14 protein-coding genes are annotated in these 18,678 nt (G+C 37.0%); 6 read left to right on the plus strand and 8 right to left on the minus strand.

The features are described from left to right. Window positions 1–1,357: 1,357 nt before the first annotated feature. Window positions 1,358–1,786 carry a phosphomannose isomerase type II C-terminal cupin domain gene (locus tag F6K15_RS19135; protein ID WP_293063281.1) on the plus strand — a complete coding sequence of 143 codons (429 nt, stop codon included), beginning with the start codon at window positions 1,358–1,360 and terminating at the stop codon, window positions 1,784–1,786. Between the two features lie 745 nt (window positions 1,787–2,531). Here the strand turns inward: F6K15_RS19135 and F6K15_RS19140 are convergent. Continuing rightward, a complete protein-coding gene (locus F6K15_RS19140; protein ID WP_293063282.1) occupies window positions 2,532–4,292 on the minus strand; it encodes a GspE/PulE family protein in 1,761 nt (586 codons plus the stop codon). Between the two features lie 810 nt (window positions 4,293–5,102). On the opposite strand from F6K15_RS19140, the gene F6K15_RS19145 reads away from it, so the two are divergent. Then, a complete protein-coding gene (locus F6K15_RS19145) occupies window positions 5,103–5,639 on the plus strand; it encodes a jacalin-like lectin (RefSeq protein ID WP_293063284.1) in 537 nt (178 codons plus the stop codon). 311 nt (window positions 5,640–5,950) lie between these two features. Here the strand turns inward: F6K15_RS19145 and F6K15_RS19150 are convergent, their stop codons facing one another. After that, window positions 5,951–7,027: a tocopherol cyclase family protein gene (locus F6K15_RS19150; protein ID WP_293063286.1), complete on the minus strand. Its 1,077-nt coding sequence runs from the start codon at window positions 7,025–7,027 to the stop codon at window positions 5,951–5,953. 397 nt (window positions 7,028–7,424) lie between these two features. Here F6K15_RS19150 and F6K15_RS19155 point away from each other — a divergent pair, with 397 nt between their 5' ends. Then, entirely contained in the window at window positions 7,425–8,414 is a 990-nt protein-coding gene (locus F6K15_RS19155) for a hypothetical protein (protein WP_293063288.1), read from the plus strand. Window positions 8,415–8,695: 281 nt separating this feature from the next. Then, window positions 8,696–8,854, plus strand: a complete 159-nt coding sequence (locus tag F6K15_RS38485) for a beta-ketoacyl synthase N-terminal-like domain-containing protein (protein ID WP_363268285.1) — start codon at window positions 8,696–8,698, stop codon at window positions 8,852–8,854. On the opposite strand, the gene lptC is transcribed toward F6K15_RS38485, so the two are convergent. The 3 genes from lptC to metG all read right to left on the minus strand — a co-directional run bounded on the left by lptC (window position 8,841) and on the right by metG (window position 13,707). Beyond that, complete coding sequence (gene lptC / locus F6K15_RS19160) at window positions 8,841–10,004, minus strand: LPS export ABC transporter periplasmic protein LptC (RefSeq protein ID WP_293063289.1); 1,164 nt, start codon at window positions 10,002–10,004, stop codon at window positions 8,841–8,843. The genes F6K15_RS38485 and lptC overlap by 14 nt on opposite strands. Before the next feature lie 1,370 nt (window positions 10,005–11,374). Next, entirely contained in the window at window positions 11,375–11,983 is a 609-nt protein-coding gene (locus F6K15_RS19165; protein WP_293063291.1) for an NYN domain-containing protein, read from the minus strand. 119 nt (window positions 11,984–12,102) lie between these two features. Continuing rightward, window positions 12,103–13,707, minus strand: a complete 1,605-nt coding sequence (gene metG, locus F6K15_RS19170) for a methionine--tRNA ligase (RefSeq protein ID WP_293063293.1) — start codon at window positions 13,705–13,707, stop codon at window positions 12,103–12,105. Window positions 13,708–14,007: 300 nt separating this feature from the next. On the opposite strand from metG, the gene F6K15_RS19175 reads away from it, so the two are divergent. Beyond that, window positions 14,008–14,739: a 1-acyl-sn-glycerol-3-phosphate acyltransferase gene (locus F6K15_RS19175; protein WP_293063295.1), complete on the plus strand. Its 732-nt coding sequence runs from the start codon at window positions 14,008–14,010 to the stop codon at window positions 14,737–14,739. 390 nt (window positions 14,740–15,129) lie between these two features. Then, on the plus strand, window positions 15,130–15,966 hold the full coding sequence (locus F6K15_RS19180) for an alpha/beta fold hydrolase (protein ID WP_293063296.1): 837 nt from the start codon (window positions 15,130–15,132) through the stop codon (window positions 15,964–15,966). Between the two features lie 111 nt (window positions 15,967–16,077). Here the strand turns inward: F6K15_RS19180 and F6K15_RS19185 are convergent, their stop codons facing one another. From F6K15_RS19185 to F6K15_RS19195, 3 genes are all read right to left on the minus strand, one after another. Next, on the minus strand, window positions 16,078–16,527 hold the full coding sequence (locus F6K15_RS19185; protein WP_293063298.1) for a DUF2996 domain-containing protein: 450 nt from the start codon (window positions 16,525–16,527) through the stop codon (window positions 16,078–16,080). A 13-nt stretch (window positions 16,528–16,540) separates the two neighbouring features. Further along, entirely contained in the window at window positions 16,541–17,431 is an 891-nt protein-coding gene (locus F6K15_RS19190) for a hypothetical protein (RefSeq protein WP_293063300.1), read from the minus strand. A gap of 226 nt (window positions 17,432–17,657) precedes the next feature. Further along, complete coding sequence (locus F6K15_RS19195; RefSeq protein WP_293063302.1) at window positions 17,658–18,167, minus strand: hypothetical protein; 510 nt, start codon at window positions 18,165–18,167, stop codon at window positions 17,658–17,660. Window positions 18,168–18,678 lie beyond the last annotated feature (511 nt).

An 18,678-nucleotide genomic window follows, 5' to 3' on the forward strand; every position in this document is an offset into this window, starting at 1 on the left:
AATGATTAATTTTTTGACTACTACTATTGTGGAAGCTGGAGAGATGATTCAATTTTTTAGTTGAATAAAAAGTCATGCGTAGGGGCGAGCGAACCCTTATAACATTTATATTTTTCAGATTATCAGAATTTGAGGCTCTTGGCAACCCCTTTGTTCACAATTTTCTTGAGCTTCAGAAAATGAAAATTCTGATGATTTCACAGTAGCAGAGGGTGATGGTGTTGATCAGAATGATGATTTTTCACGCTAAAATTGGCAAGCAGTGGGTATTGCTAAAAATCTTGGCAATGCTGCTAAATTTTTAAACCCTGCTATAGCATTAGTTTTGATGGGAATGGATGTTTTTTGAAATGCATATTTTCAATAATTGATAATTGATAATGGATAATTAATAATTACCTATTCCTTTTAGGGAGAGGATTGAATAAAAGGAAAATTTTTTCTCTCTTGGTCGATGGTCGGACAGCTCCGAGACCTCGCCATCCCACCCTACGGGAAGCTACGCTAACGACCGCTTGTTTCTCCTTTAAAGCAGAGGCATTTTACCTTAATTATTCGGTAAAAATCAATGGCAGATTTACCGAAAAATTGTGGGTATGTGCCTCCCCTTTTAAGGGGATAATAAGCGGTCGAGGGATGGCGAGGTCTCCTCGCCATATCCAATCGACTCCTGTGAAGAAAAATTTTCATCTCTTTGTCAATCCTCTTCTTTTCAAGGAGAGGTAATTATTCATTATTCATTATTCATTATTCATTGTTGAAGAAGAGACATTACCAGGCGGTTTCAGAAAATAGCTCAAGATTTAAAGACACAAATAGAACTGCAACTACTTAATTTTGAAACCCAAGTTTAGACAGAAACTGAAAAGCAAATTACTGAGGCTCGAAAACAGGAAGAGGAAGCTATTGCTGCTTCTAATACTTAGGTAAAAAAACTAGGATAAATTCGGAATAATTTTGAGCTTATTTTCCAATATATTCAGAAGGAAACGGCAAAAACTAAAGATTAAATTGGGAGATTAATTGAAGAGTTAGATTAAGTCTAATGAATTAAAAATAATTATATTCTCGTTTTTCTCTAACACCTCATCCCTCCTTTTTTGAAGTACAAGTAAGGATATCTAGGTTTTTTTGGCGTTGCTGATTTGAGGTATGAAATCATGCCTGGATAAGAGGGCGAACAAAAAACTGTCTCCTTCTACTCGGGGTTTCTTCTTATTTCTTCCCTCCTAAGTTCTGACTCCTAAGTAATTAGAATTAATATCATACACGCGCTTCAGCAACGCCGTTTTTTTATTGGCATTTTGTAGTAAAATATGAAAGTAGATTATTATTTGATGTAATCCCAAAAAAATTTATGAGTGAAACACAAAATAATCAACAGTCTTCGACCCCGATTGTAAATTCTGAAGCTACGGTCTCAAGTCAACATGAACATCCTACAAGAACACCGCCTTGGGGTAAAGTCACAATGTTGGAAGAAGGTCCACGTTACAAAATTAATCGTATAGAGGTCAAACCAAAACATTATATTACGACCCAAATGCACTATCACCGTAGTGAACATTGGATTGTGGTTTCTGGTACTGCTAAAGTTGTGTTTGATGGTACAGAACATTTGCTACTGCAAAAACAATCAACTTATGTTCCACCAAATACAGCACATCGTGTAGAAAATCCTGGTACGATTCCTCTAGTAATGATTGAAATTCAAAATGGGGAATATCTTGGGGAAGATGATATTACTCGTTTTCCAGAAGCTGATACAGAAGTATCTTCAAAATAATTTTAGGTAGGCGATCGCTCATAGTAGTTTTCACTAAGAAAGGGGGAAAACAGAGCTTGTTTAGTCCATTAATTAAGATAGTAGGGGAGTAGGGGAGTAGGGGAGTAGGGGAGTAGGGGAGACCTGGAGTGGAAAAAATTGTGAGTAGGAAAGAAACCAAAATACATCTTCTTTCTTGATCGTCGGAGCTGACGTCATCAGGTAAGTTGTCCCAAGTTTAATCCATACCATTATGGTTGTAGGACTGCCTAAAAAACAGCTATATTTTTGAAATATCTATGCATAGACCATATTTTTAGCCTGGGGAGAAGATAAGTTATATCATGTTTGCTTAATCGCTTAATAGCATGATAAAAAACTTTCTTCTTGCTCTTCATCTTCCTTCTTTTTTTTCTCCTGTACGTCGCCCTAAGGATGGCTTCCCTACTGACTCCTGACTCCTGAGGACTGACTCCTGACTCCTACCCTCACTCATAATGCTTTTTCAGCAAACTCTATTTAACTTTCCTGGCGGGAAGTCCCGCGCTCTCCCGCAGGGGAGCGGAGGGATGGGAAAGCCAGGGCCAGGATTCGGATACCTTCATAAGCTAAACGTTCACAAGCCCTTGACAAGCTAGCTACATTTTGTTATTCTCAAGTTCAAAACAGGGGGAGGACATCACCTCTGTCTAAACAGCGGTCAGGGTTTCCCAGACTGAAGAATCCCGCGTTGTCCCGTAAGGGCAACGTCGGGAGTATGTCAATACTAACCTCTAGCAAAATTGTGAGTATATAAAGCACTCCGTGGCAAAACACGCTGTACTTCTTCAACTGTAGTTATCCCCTGAGTTACCTTTTCAATAGCAGCAGTTTGGAAAGAAACAAAACCATTTTGCTTCAAGTAACGCTGTAACTGAGTCATCGTACCTTCATAAATCAACTCACGAACCCGATCATCTACATCCAATAATTCTACAATTGCTTCTCTACCAGAATAACCAGAATGGAAACAATTAGAACAACCGCGACCAATACGCCATTTTCCCTGAATTTCATGCTTTATACTCGGAGTAACAGCAGATATAGTTTGCCCCCCATTACCATTATTCAAAGCAGAAGCATAAGCAGATAGACTTTTACTAACAGCAAAACTCATAGAAGGTAATATTTGTGGCTGCTCTAAACCCAATATTTGTAAATCAGCTTTTGTGGGAGTATAAGTTTCTCCACAATGGGGGCAAATTTTGCGCACTAATCTTTGTGCAACAATACCCAATAGCGCATCACTCATCAAAGCAGGGTCAGGACCAATATCCTTTAATCGAGGAATTGCCCCTATGGCATCATTAGTATGGAGAGTAGTCAAGACTAAGTGACCAGTCAATGCAGCTCTTACCGCTGTATCTGCCGTTTCGCGATCGCGTATTTCTCCCATCATAATAATATCGGGGTCTTGACGCAAAATTGCCCGTAGACCAGTTGCAAAAGTCATTCCTGCTCTTTCATTTACCTGAGTTTGAGTAATTCCGGGTAATACATATTCTACTGGGTCTTCAACAGTAACTACATTAACGTGTTCTGTTGCCACTGATAACAAACTGGTGTATAGGGTACTTGTTTTCCCAGAGCCAGTAGGACCTGTAAAAATAATCATTCCCTGTGGTTGATGCAACCAACTTTTGTATACACTCAAACTCCGTTCAGAAAAACCCAATTTATCCAAACTAGAAAAAGGATTTTTGGAAGTTAGTAACCTAATTACAGCTTTTTCTCCACCAACGCAGGGAAGGGTACTGACTCGTAAATCTATTCCTATGTGAGAATCATCATCTCCTACATATTGTTCGCTAATTCTACCATCTTGAGGACATCTACTTTCAGCGATATCCATATCACACATGACCTTGATAGCAACCACTACTCGACGACCAATATCTGCTGGTAGGGTAGTAATATTTCTGAGAATGCCATCAATACGGTAACGTACTCGTAGACCATCTCCAGTAGGTTCAAGATGGATGTCACTAGCACGGTTACGCAAAGCACCGGAAATGATTGTTTTTATTCGACCAATTTGGTCTGCTGCTTGAGAAAGATATAATTCTGTGGTGGCGCAGACATCTTCTTCTTCTAGCTCTCCAGTCAAAGGATTAATTAACTGATTTCCAGAAATAGAGTTGGGGTCTATTTTTTCTCTATTATACCAGGCGCTATAGCTCTTTTCTGCGATAAAAATAATTTTGATGTCAGAAAAAGTACGGTCGCTCATATTTTTCATCTCATCAGCACATATTTCTACAGGGGAGGCTAAGTAATAACAGTTACGCCATAAAAGTAGAGGAATAACTGGTGGTAATTCTTTTCGATCTGGAAATTCTCTAAAGAAACGATATTCTACTTCTTTATCTAGTAGTTGTAGATTTACTATTCCTCGTTTATCTACTAAATTTTCCAATGCTTGTTGGCAAGTAATTTCACGATTTCTTAATAGTTGCCAAGCTGATAGAACAGAAGTTGATGCACTCATAGTTAATTAATTAGAAATGGTTTTTAATCATATTGCATGAAGGAAAAAATATTTTTTGTTCTCCTCCAACTTCTGAGACTAACACTGTTGTGATTAAATGAAAACCCATTTATGATTTTGGTCTTGTGCAGGAGTCTTGAAAAAGGTTTGGTAGAAAATATTCTGGAAAAAGTGAAAGATTATAGGGAACTAGAAAGCTTAAAAATAACATAAACTTAATATAATAAATCGATAACTATTGTTTTAACTAAGACTTGAATTTCTGTATATATTTATACAAATAGTTTATTGTTTAAAAACGGCATGAATGTTGTATAATAGAATATCTTAAACCAGTCTCGTACTTCTCTTCTTTTCAGATATATTTTTACTTTTTAAAGGGGGTATAAAACTGAATTTATCATTACTTATTCTGACTAAACATGACCGAAAAATTAAGGTATAAAACCTCTCCATTCATGGATAAAAAAGCGGGTGCATCTCAATCTTGAATAGTAAGCATTCAGCTATTGGGACTTACACAAAATAAAGGCAGAAAACAGGCTCAAATATAGATAGGCAGAGGCTTTTACGTCGAAAAGGCATAAATCCTGAATAAGCACAGGTTCTAGCCATTTTTAAGGCTTTTAGGAAATAAACCCGGTTTATTAAGTTGGCGTAAGTTATGTAGAACATATATTGAGCTATAAGGTATCAAAAATAATATTTTTTTTATAATTGTAAATTTTTTTGAATGATTCAAAATTTCTGCTACCACATCAGCTAGGTTGTAGATGATTAAAAATCCTTGAAAAATTGAGGTTCTAAGTAATGTTGAAGCGATTTTTTCAGTTTGTTGGACTATTGGCTGCAGTAGTCTTGTTGAGTACAACTCTAGGGTTTTCTCCTGCCCAAGCCCAAGTTCTTAAAGGCCCTGTAGGAAGGACAACCACTGAGTTTTATAATTTCCCTAAAGCCACCACATTAGGTCCAATTGCTGAAATCACTGTTCATCATGGATTTATTATTGATGGCTTCGAGGTAACTTATGCTAATGGAGAATCATTTGAGAATGGAGGTACTGGGGGTGGCAAGACCACCATCTCTTTTAGTGAGGATGATCCATTAGTAGAAGTAAGTGGTTACGTTGCTGACTATTCATATGCTGGCAACGAACCCTTAATTGCCCAATTAACATTTAAGACTCTTAAGGGCAATATTTATGGTCCGTTTGGTACTATGCAAGCAACATCAAACCCAGAACCATTCACCTTGAAAGCTGCCCAACCCACCATTCAATCATTCTTCGGCAGCGCCTCTGGTTATCTGACCTCTTTGGGAGTATATATTGAAACTGAGTGCGAATAAACCGGAGATAGTTCTTAACAAAACTCGCTGAAAAAAGCAGAGTGTGGCAGAGGTGGGGAGAAAGAGAAAGTAGGAGGAATAATTGTAGCTGTATCTTTCTGTGTTTGTCTGCCCAAAGTCTTAACTTTTTGGTCACTCAAGCTGAAAAGTTGGCATTTTTTTTCGCTCCAAAAAGGCACTTACTTTTATATGTCAGTGCTTTGAGATTTAATCAGCAAACCCTAACTAATCTCTACTCCCACTCCCCCACTCCCCCACTCCCCTACTCCCCTACTCCCCTACTCCTTAAAAAAAGACTTTTTCAGCAAACCCTAATTAATCCAAGTTTTCTCCCAAGACTCCCCACCAACTTCTAAACCACATAAATCACTTCTTGCTTCCAAAATCAACCTTGAATGACTCCCCCGGTTTTCTCTTAACCTCAAAATTAAATGACCGCGCATAGTATCTCGGCACAAAAATATTAACCCTTGTTCAGATGGTGCTCGTAGAGGTGTACCAGACAAATTTGTTGTTCCATTCAACTCTACTTCAAACTTGTCATTTTTGGCTTGCATTTGCCATTCCCCCCAAGGCTGAATTTGCCAATGTACTTCTGAATTCCACGGTACAAACTCATAAAACTTACCTTGATAATGAATACCCACCATTGCCACTTCTTCCATCCACCACAATACTCCTCGCTTACCACCACCAGCAGTTAAAGCTAAATCTGATTCGTCATAGAAACTATTGCAGTTAAACCAAAACCACTTTTTGGGGAAAGCACCACCCCAATTTTTCTCACTATATGCTGGTGCATTGGTAAACTCATAGATATTGCCATTCCATTCTATCCATCCAGTGGCAAGACCATGAGCCATTAATATTTGCCATCCAGGCTCAAAAATTGGTAAAAATGATAGCCAACCAGCGGTTGATTGTTGTTGTACATCTGGGTCTCCCCAACCATAGATAGGTTTTGTTTGGTATTGCCAACGACAGTAGTTCTTTTTTCCAGGGTCACAGAGAGTTCCTTGATGCCAAGTGGCAGTAGCTTGATATCCTTGTTTAATTTGAGCATCGAATACTTGTGGGTCTAGATAGCCAACTGGGCCTGGCAAATCTGTTTGTCCCCAATGACCTAATTCCAGGACTTCTGGTGCTGCCCAAAATTTTGTGACATCTGGGAAGGTGCGACAGAGATATTCGTCATTTGGGCCGAGAATTTGAGCCCCACCACCACTGTAAGGTCGACCACCTATGGGGTCTTCTATAGAGTACATAAAGGCGAAGGTTTGTTTCTCTTCTTGTAGGGTGACTCGGTAATACCAACCTTCAAAAAAACGGCGATCGCTACCATCCCAATGATAGCCACTATGGGGTGTTTGTTTTGGATATGTTCTCACAACTGCGAATATGATATACTTCAGAATATTTTATAAAAATATTCGAGATTTTGTAGAACAGTTGTGAATTAGGGTTGTGCATCAAGAAAGTGTGGGAATAGTAATAGAATTATTGTATCTCAAGACTTTTAACTAGGGCTTGCTGATGAAATCTTAAAGCATTTACAGATAAAGTTTTTAGCCTTTTTAGGTCTGAAATACCTTGGTTTTTAGCTCTTGATGCTCATGCATGGAGCGCATTAAGGAGCGCATAGTTGGGCAAAAAAAATTATTCCCCTACTCCCCTACTCCCCTTTTCTCCTCCTGGGAGCAGGGCTAATTCATTGCCTGGGGAGAATATTTATATGGATATGAAATACATTTAATTGTGCAAATAAAGGAATAGGGAAGGAGAATCATGGAAAAGGAAAGATATCGTAAAATCCGTGAACGCACTTTGCAGTCGTATAATAGAAATTCACTGTTCTGGAAACATTTTAGTGACCTTTCAGGTGGAATAAAACAGGTTCCCTCCGAAATCCCTACGGGTAATGTAAACTATCTTTCAAATCATAATTATTTATTGGATTATCATGATTTATTTCAGAGAAATATGGGGACATTTTATCAACATTTTGTAGCAAGTATTCCATTCTTGGTTGAAGAAAAATGCCGCATAGGAGTAGGTATATATCGGTTAGCTCAACACTTAGTAAAAGAGAAGGATAATTACATTACATTCTTGGAAACTGGCGCTGGAGATGGTGCAAATGGGCGAACAATGGCAGAATTCTCAAAAGGCTTGATTAGAACACTGTCAACTACCAATACTGTGTATAGCAAAAACAATTTTTATCGATTGTGTAACCACGAATACTCGAAATTACATCATGGTTCTTTCATAAATATAACGCCAGAATATATAACTTCTCAACAAGATTTGAGTTTTTTCTCTAACGGGTTCAATATTATATATGAAAATGTTACGTTTCCATTCTATGGACCGGAACGAGAAGATTTAATAGATTATGTAGCAAGACTGCTTAAGAAAGATGGTCTGATGATTTTTCTAGAGAAGCTCAGACATCCAGATGAATCAGAATATAGAAAGCGAGAGAAAATTAAGGATGAGCAGTACAAAGCGAACTATTTCTCACAGAGTGAAATTGAGGAAAAACGTTCAGATATGCTAGAAGTAATAGAGCGAGGACAAGTAGATTTTGAATCCCTTGCAGATGCCATCAAAAAGCATTTCAAATACGTTTATTTAATTTGGAACAGCACAAATTTTTATGAATTTGTAGGTTCAAATAATGAATTAATTGTGTCCAAGTTTATTGAGCTTCTTCCTCCTATTTATGTCCCCTCCCCATTTTGTGCGGAGAGCAATTTGCCGAGAAATCTTTAGTACACTCCAGTCGGTGACACACAATATAGCAAGTCTAAATGACTCATATGCCTGAAAGCCATTCATTTTAAAATTGCCACTTTTTTTGATTTTTTTGTTAATAGACCTGTTGCATAATTGACACGGATTTAATGTATTGGGTTAGTTATCAATTTTCAAGCATATTTGAATAAACCAGAATTGACCGATCAAAAGCTTGTTTACCTGAACGGTAATCGCTTTTTTAGAACAGAAGATTTAGCAGCTATTTTACCCAACGGCAAACTAGAAATATAGTTGGTATGTCTTGTCGGTTTCCTGGGGCAAACAATACTGATGCATTCTGGAACAATTTACGAGATGGGGTGGAATCAATTTCATTTTTTAGCAGTCGCGAAATTGAGTTAGAAGATCCCAACTGGATCGAACACCCCGGGAAGTTCTATATCATTGAGGAATAATTTCTGTTACTACATTACTACTACCACCTTCAATGGTAACTTTTTCATTTTCTAGTTGCCCAACTGCCCGAGGACCTCTAACATTAAATGGCGGGTCAACTTGACGATAAAATACGTTTCCTTGTGCTTCAAAAGTTTGATTTTCAAAGTACCAAGTTAGGCGATCGCTATTTAACTGAGCTTGATTGTTTTGTCCTACACCAATAACATTTCCTGATAAATTGAAGGTATTATTTTGAAAATTTCCTTGACCTTGATTAGCTTTCAAGACTACTTTTTCTTCTTGTTCTAATACTGTTATAGGTCCTGGAGAAATAATCAAATTTTGTGGCATATTCCAAGTAACTAACTCACTACTTATTTGTACTTTTGGGTCAGTTTGGAGTAGCTGCACGTTTTTCTTGAGAGTAGCTATTTTATTGCCTAAATCATATTCTGATTCGTCACCATAAGCACTGCCAATAACTTTTTTGTCTTCAAGTTGTTCAATTTTTATAGGTTGATTAGTCAGCAATTTTTTTTGCTCTATTTCCCAAAATAGTTGTTCTGTTTGTATTTTCAGCACAGGTTCTTTGACCATAGCTACTACTTGACCATAAAACTCTATTTTTTTTTCTTTACTAATAACTTTTGCTTTCTGAGCTGATGCTTGTATTAGTTCGTTACTACCTGTAATATTATTAGTGACAATAATAATTCCTGGTTCTGTCAACCATTCGAGTTGTTGTCCTCTAATAACTACTTTATTTTGAATATCAAATACTTCTATTTCATCTATCAGTATAATTTTGTTTCCATCTTGATATACTTCTCCTTGTAAAGCAGTAATTTTATAGGTTACTTTTCCGTCTTGAAATAATTCACCTTCAGGTTTTGTAACTCTTATTAATTCTTGATTTTCCAAATATGAAGCTCGTTTAGATTTTACTCGCCACAACATTTGACCTTCTTCTGATGCTTCTTCTAAAGTAACATCATTTAAAGTCAAGTCACTCTCTGGTGTCTGAGTAGGAATAGGTTGTTCCGATATATTTTCTTGAACTTGATTTTGTTGATTACAAGCAGTTATTCCTAGAAGTAAAGTTACTAAAATGAATAAAGATATTGATGAATTATGGAAAGAAGAAAAAGAATTATTTTGTTCGATCATAAAAAGTCTAAGTCTACAAGGATAGTAGTTATACCAATTTAATAAATGTTGGCTACAAATAGTTAGGATATTTCGTAAAGAGTCAACCCACCACTAATACCAAATTGATAAATGTTGGCTACAAATAGTTAGGATATTTCGTAAGGAGTCAAAACACCCCTAACCCCTCCCCTCCACCGGAGGGGAACTCAGTCGGACCGAGTCGTATGGGAATAGCTTCAATACCATTTTTCAGGTCGGAAGTCATCTTTTTTTGTCAAAGGGAATATTCTGAAAAATCTTTTTATTCCTCTTACTATTCATAACATTATTTTTTCACGCTTGGTATAACCCCTCCCAGGAGGGGAACGACCGAGTCAGCAGTCAGAATAAATGTAAGCATTTCCTGCGGAATACTGCGCAAACAGCGGTCAGCTATGAGCTATCAGCAATTAATGTTGGGTTTGCACAAAAAGCAACCTTTGAAATTGAGACAGAATAAAAGTTACTGCCAAAGTCCCCTTCCTAAACCTTAGAAGTAATTATTCATTATTAATTGCTAAAACGCTGACTGCTAATAGCTGAATGCTTACGAATAAATAGCTTTTATCCCATTTTTTAGGTTGTAATTTATCTTTTTAGTCAAAGGGATATATCCTGTAGATTCTTTTAATTACCCTTATTATTCATAACATTCTTTTATTTAGTTCTCTGTAGGGACGTTGTATACAACCTCCCCAATACTCCCCTACTCAAGAAAGTTTAGCAAACATTTATAAAAAACGCTATATACAAGTAAAAAAAACGTAAGTATTTCCTGCGGGATGCTACGCAAACGGCAATTAATTTTGGGTCTGCGTAAAAGCAGTTGAAAAATTGAGAAAGAATAAAAAGTTCCTGTCATGTGTCCCCTTCTCAAACCGGAGAAGTAATTATTAGACATCTCCAGAAAATAAATCTTTTAACTAGAGCAAGCTAAGGATACGAAAAATTCACCCTAAAAAATCCTTTTTCGTGCCTTTTTCATAAAAATATCTTACCTGTTGCCTGTTGCTTTCCGGAGCTGTTGCCTACTCCTGCAAAAAATCTATATCTTTTTCGGAGATGTCTATTCACTACTAATTGCTGAATGCTTACAAAAAAACTCAAGGAAAGTTTTTTAATTATGAGCAAAAAGTTTCCTGCTTTTACTAGGATAATACTCATTTTTTCCAACTTTCCTTGTAGTAAATAATATTCAATTTTTGCTTTAACTTACCGATTAAACCTAGAGTATATAACTCTCTAGTTATTAATCTACTAACATCAAAAAAAACTAACAAAACTTTGAAATTAATTATTGTTCTAGAGTTTGGTGATTTTTCTAAATTAAATTAGAACAAGTATTATCTTTAATCATGTTCTTCCATTAAACCTATAGCTGATAGGGGACGATAAGTATAACCAGGAGACTTAGAAGTTTTTTGGATGTCTTCTTTAATGTTTTCTAGATCTACATAACGGTCAGAAACATTAATTAAACTATCGCTAGTCATAGACCTAAGACTAACTACCTCGACCCGAACGCCCCGATAACTAACAGCATCTACAGCATAAGCTAAATCTCCATCTCCACTAACCAATATAGCAGTATCATAAGAGCCGACTAAAGCCATCATATCAACTGCTATTTCTACATCAAGATTAGCTTTTTTAGAACCATCCGGTAGTTGTACTAAATCTTTAGAAATGACACGATAACCATTACGACGCATCCACAACAAAAATCCTTGCTGTTTTTCATTAGTACGATCTACTCCTGTGTAGAAAAAGGAACGTAGAAGGCGAGAACCACCAGTAAGACGACAAAGAAGCTTAGTGTAATCAATTTCTATTCCTAACTGCAAAGCAGCATAAAATAGATTAGACCCATCAATAAAAATTGCTACTCTGCCACGATTTTCTAGAACTTGTTCGGGAGTAAATATCTCATTAATTTCTATTTGTTGATGATTCAACATGATTTTTAACCTCGGTTTTTTTTATTGAATAAAGAAATGGAATTCTTAACTCAGATATAATTTTTCAGCACAAAAAATAGACGATGTAATTTGAAAAAAACGATACTACAAAGAGCTTTTTAAGAAACAGTTTCTACCAGTTCTATTCTTTGAAAAATAGGTTGAGGTTGCCCAAGAATTTGATTTTTTGGTAAATCGCCCCAGCTTGCTTGTTTAACAAAAATTTTTGAACTATTAATTACTGATTTATCGTTAAAGTCATTTGAGAAACCTAGTTGCTGATAGATAGCATTGCTAATATTTGGAATTATTGGCGATAAAAGATAGGACGCTAGTCTAACAGATTCCAACACAGAATATAACACTTCTGCTAAGGCCTCTAACTGACCCTGCTTATATAGACTCCAAGGAGCAGTTTCGTCTATATATTTATTGCCAGTTCTAACTAAGGCCAGTACCGCTTCACAAACTTGACTAAAAGCTAAATCAGTATAAGCTTGAATAACTTGTTCGCCCAAACCCATACCTATTGTCTTAAGTGGATGAGTAACTTCTACTTCCTCACCGTGAATATCTGGAATTTGGCCTTTGAAGTATTTATGAGCCATTTTGAGAGTACGATTTAGCAGATTACCCAAGTCATTAGCTAAGTCAGCGTTTAGGACATTGATAAAGCGGGTTTCACTAAAATCACCATCAACTCCAAATTCTATTTCTTTAAGAAAATAGTAACGAACTGCGTCAGAGCCATACTTTTTTAGTAATTCAAATGGATCTAAAGTATTACCGAGAGATTTACCCATTTTCTTCCCATCCTTGGTCAAAAATCCATGTCCAAAAACATGATGAGAGATTGGTAAATCTGCTGACATTAGCATTGCTGGCCAATAAACAGCATGGAAACGCAGTATATCTTTACCAATTAGGTGTAGATTAATCGGCCACCACTTTGATAAAGCATTCTCTAGAGTAGGTTCACTATCAGGATCTAGGAGTGCTGTTACATAACCTAATAGAGCATCAAACCAAACATAGATAGTATGGCTGGGATCTACTGGTACTTGAAAACCCCAATCTACATTAACTCTAGAGATTGAAAAGTCTTGTAGTCCTTGGTTAACAAAATTTAAGACTTCATTACGACGACTTTCTGGTTGAATAAAATTAGGATTTTCTTGGTAAAAAGCTTGGAGTTTTTCCTGATATTTAGAAAGACGAAAGAAGTAATTTTCCTCATCGCGCCATTCTACTTTTTGGTTAGTATGAATCGGGCAATAGTTATCTTCTAGAAGTTCGCGCTCTTCTTTAAATTCTTCACAAGCTACGCAATACCATCCTTGTTGCTGACTTAAATAGATATCACCCCGGTCCCAAACTCTTTGGAAAAATTCTTTGACAATTAACTCGTGGTTAGATGCAGTAGTACGACTAAAACGGTCATATTGAATATTGAGTTGTTGCCAGAGAGACTCAAATCCTGATACCACTAAATCACAATGTTCTTGGGGGGATCTTCCTTTGCTCTGAGCTGTCCTTTGAATTTTTTGGCCATGCTCATCTGTGCCAGTAATCATCAGCACTGACTTACCTTGTAGCCTTTGAAAACGAGCTACCGTATCGGCGGCAATAGTTGTATAAGCACTGCCTATATGTGGTAGAGCGTTAACATAGTAAAGGGGAGTTGTAATTGCAAAGGTATCCTGAGTTTTATATGTGTTTTTCATGGAAAATCAGAGTAAAATACTATTGATTTGAACTGATTCTGGGTACAATCATAACGAGTCTAGTAGTATCGACCTATTTGATTTATACTTTGTTTAACTGGTTGTTTATTGACCTAGTCAACATCATTAATTAATAGAGCTGTAAAAGCCAATAAAGCCCCCTACCATAACAGTAATGCTGTTATTATGTTTTCCTGGACTTTCTCAAAGAAATTTTAACTTTTGGTATCCTAACGTTACTATCCTGAGAAAATATTTATGAGAGTCTAGAATTGACATACATAATTATTCAGAGGCAAGATGGGAGACCAAGCAAATAGTTTACTGCTGATTTCTCGTTTGTTCTTAGCTGCTATTGGCAGTAGAACTTTTGTTTATCATGCAGACAGGATTCCTTCAGAAGGAGGCATAATTGTTGTAAGTAACCATCGTAGTTTTATGGACCCTTTGTTACTTACAGTGGCCGTTAATCGACAAATTAAATTTGCTTGTCATCACTATATGGGCCAAGTGCCTGTACTACGAGAAATGGTTACTGGTTTGGGTTGTTTTCCTTTAGATAATTCGAGTCGTAGACAACAAGGTTTTTTCCGACAGGCAACACAGTTATTACAAGCGGAAGAAATGGTAGGAGTTTTTCCAGAAGGAGCTGCACCTATGGTTCGGTGTACTCCACCTAATTTGATTAGTGATTTTCAAAGGGGGTTTGCTCATTTGGCCTTACGCTCGCCAGTTACAAATTTGGCAATTTTGCCAGTGGCGATCGCTTCATCTGATGAGCAGTTAATTTCTTCGAGAATACCTTTGAAGTTGTTAAGTTTTTTTGATCCTTCAGAACCTTTATTTAATCAACCTGGATGGCATCCAGCGATAGTTTATCAGCGTTCTAATATCATGTTTGGTCGCCCGTTTTGGGTTAAGTCTTCCCACCGTCAGCAATATTATGGAAAGTACGCTAAAGAGTTAGTCAACAATTTGACTGATTATGTTAGCCAAGAAATTGCTAATTTACTTATAGAAGGTTGTATTTAAGGATTAAACCTTTAGATTTTACTTGATTTATCTCTCTATTTTATTCTAGAAACTAATATAAAAAATTGCTCTTATTCATTAATAAATTTAATAATTAAATAATTGAATTTTGTTTTCCCCAAAACTACTATATTGTTAGTTAAGTCAGACCAGTGCCACTACGCGGAAGTTAAAAGTCAAGAGTATTCATTTGTAATTGTTTTAGGATTTTTTAACTGGTCAGTTGTTTCCGCCATCCTGCACTAGGCGAATCTTAAGTAATAATTAGGTAGTTCGTAGAAAAAAAATTCTAATCTATAGATATAAAAGCTAAATGATAAATTACTCAGAAATATTAACTGTTAATCATTAAATTATCAATCATTAATTACTTTTTATTTGTATTCAATCATGCAAGTGGCAAATAGCCAAATTAGTTTTTTAAGGCCAACTACACCTAGACCAGAATTACCTCTATTGATTTTCTTGCCTGCTATGGATGGAACAGGTAAATTGTTGCGATCGCAACAGTCCAGATTATCAAGTGCTTTTGATATTCGCTGTCTGAGTATTCCACCCAACGATCTATCGAGCTGGAAACAGTTATTAGAAAAGACAGTAGAGTTAATTGAAATAGAAAGAGAGGCAATACCGGAAAGACCAGTTTACCTATGTGGAGAGTCTTTTGGTGGATGTCTAGCACTAAAAGTTGCTTTTACTACTCCTGAATTATTCAACAAGCTGATTTTAGTCAACTCAGCCTCCTCATTTAGTCAACAACCTTTAGTCAAATATGGCTCATATCTAACTCAATACCTACCAAGCTATTTGTATAGATTATCGGTGACAGGGACTTTACCATTTTTAGCAGCTCTTGGCCGGATAGAAAGGGCAGAACGTCAAGCCTTACTAGAGGCCATGCAGTCAGTTTCTCAACAGACCTCAATCTGGCGATTAGAATTAATGCGTTCATTCCAGGTAGACAAGAATCAACTAAAAAAATTAAAAAAACCTGTATTAGTTATTGCTAGCGCAGCCGACAGACTATTGCCATCTATATCACAAGCTAAGTTTTTAGTCAAGCACTTGCCTGAAGCTAAAATGGTTATTCTGCCAAATAGTGGTCACGCCTGCTTGCTAGAAACAGACGTGGACTTCTACACAATTATTCGAGATCGATGGGGCAGCGAGTTAGTTGGAGCAGAGAGAAACATAGTATCTACTACACAAAAGATCGCTACAACTTAACTTTCTAGTGCAGGATAGCGAAAATAACTAACCAGTTAAAAAGGTTCAAAAGCTTTTACAATAACCTTCCTTCCCTTCTGCCTCCTGCCTTCTGCCTCCTGCCTTTTTGCACTAATTTAAACTTAGCCACTTTTGAGCATTTAGACGTTGAATCACGCCAAACACTAATAAACCCAGAGTAATTTTACGCTCATCAATTAAAAAAGGTTCCAGAGTAGCAGGTTTTGCGCCATTGTCTGCACAAGAAAAAGCTCTGGGGCCTTTAATATCTTTTTTAGGAAAATAAACATTGAACTGACGCTGGCCCTGTTTAAACTTACCCATCACTTGCCAACATTCTTCAGATGAACTGAGGCCAACCATAGGTAATTTCTGTTTGACTAGGTTCAAGTCCAGGTCGTCAATACCTTGCTGAGTTAGAGCTTCTTGTAAAGCTGGCAAATAATCTTGCTGCATAAACTCCGCAAAAGGCTTATCTTCCACAGCAGGGGGCTTTTCTTTTTTTACCTTGCCTCCAGCAGGCTTAGTTTCAGATTGTTGAGCTTCTTTTTCTTCAGCCATAATGCTTCCTTAATTAAATTTCTGCATAAGCTCGTTCTACTAAACGACGAGCCAGGGTTTGAACTCCTGTATGTTCATAATAATTGGTACTCACATCTAGGAATGCAGCCAAATAATCCAATTTATCATCGCTAAATTCTACAAAACCTTGCAGACTATTGGCCACATTATGGGGAGTAATGCCCCGATCGCTGACAAAATCTCCCATCCAGCCAGAAACGGAACCGAAAGCTTCCCCGATAAAGCCTAACTTACTGTCTTTACCATCCCCAGGAATAGCATCTTCCATTTCCCTAAAACCTTCGTTTTCTTCTAGGTCTGAGGGGGATAGTTGTTCGATCCATTCTGAAACTGCTTGTAAAAAGTCTGGCCCAAGGGGAATTAAACCATCAAAACAAACTAAGGCTGCTAACCGCATCAAAGATTCCCCACTATAATCACCCAAAGCTCCTACAAAATCACCAATACTATCTCCGGGAATGCCATTGATAGAGCAAAAACCTAATAATTCTGCAACTACTTTTAGAGATAGATCGATAGTTTGGGCTTTTCCTGGTTTAGGAGTGAGGCTAGTTAACAAACCTCCGACCAGAGGTATTTTATCTCCAACCATATTAGCTAGAGTAGCCGCACCTACAGCACGACCTGCTCCACTGACAGTTTGGTATAGCCACAAAGCACGTTGATATCCTTGAGCTTTGTCATTGAATAGAATTACAGCGCGATCGCCTATTTGCTGAATTAGGTCTTCATCGTCTTCCCCAGTTACAGTGCGGATGGTATTTTCAAATCCTACCAAGTTATCCCATTCTCCAGGGACAACAAAGTCTAAGGCGCGTAAGGCTTTAATTGTAATATTGTCAGTGGGCAGTTCATCTACTAATTCAAAGATTGGTTTACTCATTTGTATGTTGCTCCTTTGGTTAATTAAAAAGTTAAAATTTGAAAGTTATAGCGCTTTGCGCAGGTAACAGGCAATAGGGGAAATAAAAAACTGTTTGCACAAGCATTCCGTAGGAAATCTTATGAGACTTTTAGCTATTGGGTAGTTCCTGCAATTGGTAAATATACCAGCGCGCACTGCTATAACATAGGAAGACTATGTTGTTTTAGTTTGAGGGCAGAATTTTTTATTTGAGGCTTGATAGACCACTTAGATTAAATTTTTGTAGCCATGCTTCGCGATCGCTGGCGGTAAATGAGGCATCTTTTGATTGAGCTTTTACCTGGAAACGATTATCTACTAATACCGCAGTGGTAGTTTTGCCTTGTTCAACTGCTGGATATCCTCCTATTTCCTTGCTACTATTTTGGAATTTGTTGGCTGCTGCAGGGGAAGCGGAGATATCATTGATAGACATGACTGCTACTTCTTGACCACCTTTTTTGAGACTTGCTTGAGCAAAACCTTTTTTCTCTTGAGCATAGTTTAGTTTATAGTCGCCACTTGATGATGGGAAGTATTTGTTGAGACTACCGCCAGATACTTGTTCAGCTTGGGAAGGACGTTCTGTTTTGCTTTGTTGCTGGGCCTGGTCAAAACGACTTGGTTGTTTGGTTCCACCACAAGCAGATGTCAATAGTAATAGGCAGATGAATATTGGGGTTATTATTTTGGCTAATCTACGGCTGTATATCATTTTTGTTTCTCCTTAAATCATATATTTGAGATTGCTAGTATAATTTTCTCTTAAAATTGTACTATTCGTATTATTTTTTCTGATGGCCTAATATTATGTTTGGTTAAATACTTATACTTTGGAGAAAGGAAGGCAGAGGGCAGCTATGCTGAAGGCAGCTATGCTGAAGGCAGAAGGGAATATTGGTTCAAAGAGATCAGGTTTTTTATAACTGATTATCCGAACATGATATAATATAAAAATTTTCCAAATTCGATCGAATGTTTTATTTTTCAATTCTAGTGGTTCTGGTCAATTTTTAACTAAATCTTAAATCTGATGACTGATTTTGATGCACAGCCTGTCTTTGTATAGATGAAGTTGATTGTGAGTAATTTTTCGATCAGCACAAGTACTATAGTTGTGAACTATGGCGATCGTATAGATTAGTTTGATTTTGATTAATATCATGTCTGGATAATTAGTGATCAAAAAACTTTCTTCTTCAACTCCAGTTCTTTCTCTTCCTTCT

It is taken from the genome of Okeania sp. SIO2B3, assembly GCF_010672525.1.
Lineage (GTDB): Bacteria > Cyanobacteriota > Cyanobacteriia > Cyanobacteriales > Microcoleaceae > Okeania.

Coding starts and splice junctions, on each gene's coding strand:
- F6K15_RS19155 (WP_293063288.1), top strand. CDS start 7,425: ATGGAAAAGGAAAGATATCGTAAAATCCGTGAACGCACTTTGCAGTCG.
- F6K15_RS19180 (WP_293063296.1), top strand. CDS start 15,130: ATGCAAGTGGCAAATAGCCAAATTAGTTTTTTAAGGCCAACTACACCT.
- F6K15_RS19145 (WP_293063284.1), top strand. CDS start 5,103: ATGTTGAAGCGATTTTTTCAGTTTGTTGGACTATTGGCTGCAGTAGTC.
- F6K15_RS38485 (WP_363268285.1), top strand. CDS start 8,696: ATGTCTTGTCGGTTTCCTGGGGCAAACAATACTGATGCATTCTGGAAC.
- F6K15_RS19175 (WP_293063295.1), top strand. CDS start 14,008: ATGGGAGACCAAGCAAATAGTTTACTGCTGATTTCTCGTTTGTTCTTA.
- F6K15_RS19185 (WP_293063298.1), bottom strand. CDS start 16,527: ATGGCTGAAGAAAAAGAAGCTCAACAATCTGAAACTAAGCCTGCTGGA.
- F6K15_RS19195 (WP_293063302.1), bottom strand. CDS start 18,167: ATGATATACAGCCGTAGATTAGCCAAAATAATAACCCCAATATTCATC.
- metG (WP_293063293.1), bottom strand. CDS start 13,707: ATGAAAAACACATATAAAACTCAGGATACCTTTGCAATTACAACTCCC.
- lptC (WP_293063289.1), bottom strand. CDS start 10,004: ATGATCGAACAAAATAATTCTTTTTCTTCTTTCCATAATTCATCAATA.
- F6K15_RS19140 (WP_293063282.1), bottom strand. CDS start 4,292: ATGAGTGCATCAACTTCTGTTCTATCAGCTTGGCAACTATTAAGAAAT.
- F6K15_RS19135 (WP_293063281.1), top strand. CDS start 1,358: ATGAGTGAAACACAAAATAATCAACAGTCTTCGACCCCGATTGTAAAT.
- F6K15_RS19165 (WP_293063291.1), bottom strand. CDS start 11,983: ATGTTGAATCATCAACAAATAGAAATTAATGAGATATTTACTCCCGAA.
- F6K15_RS19190 (WP_293063300.1), bottom strand. CDS start 17,431: ATGAGTAAACCAATCTTTGAATTAGTAGATGAACTGCCCACTGACAAT.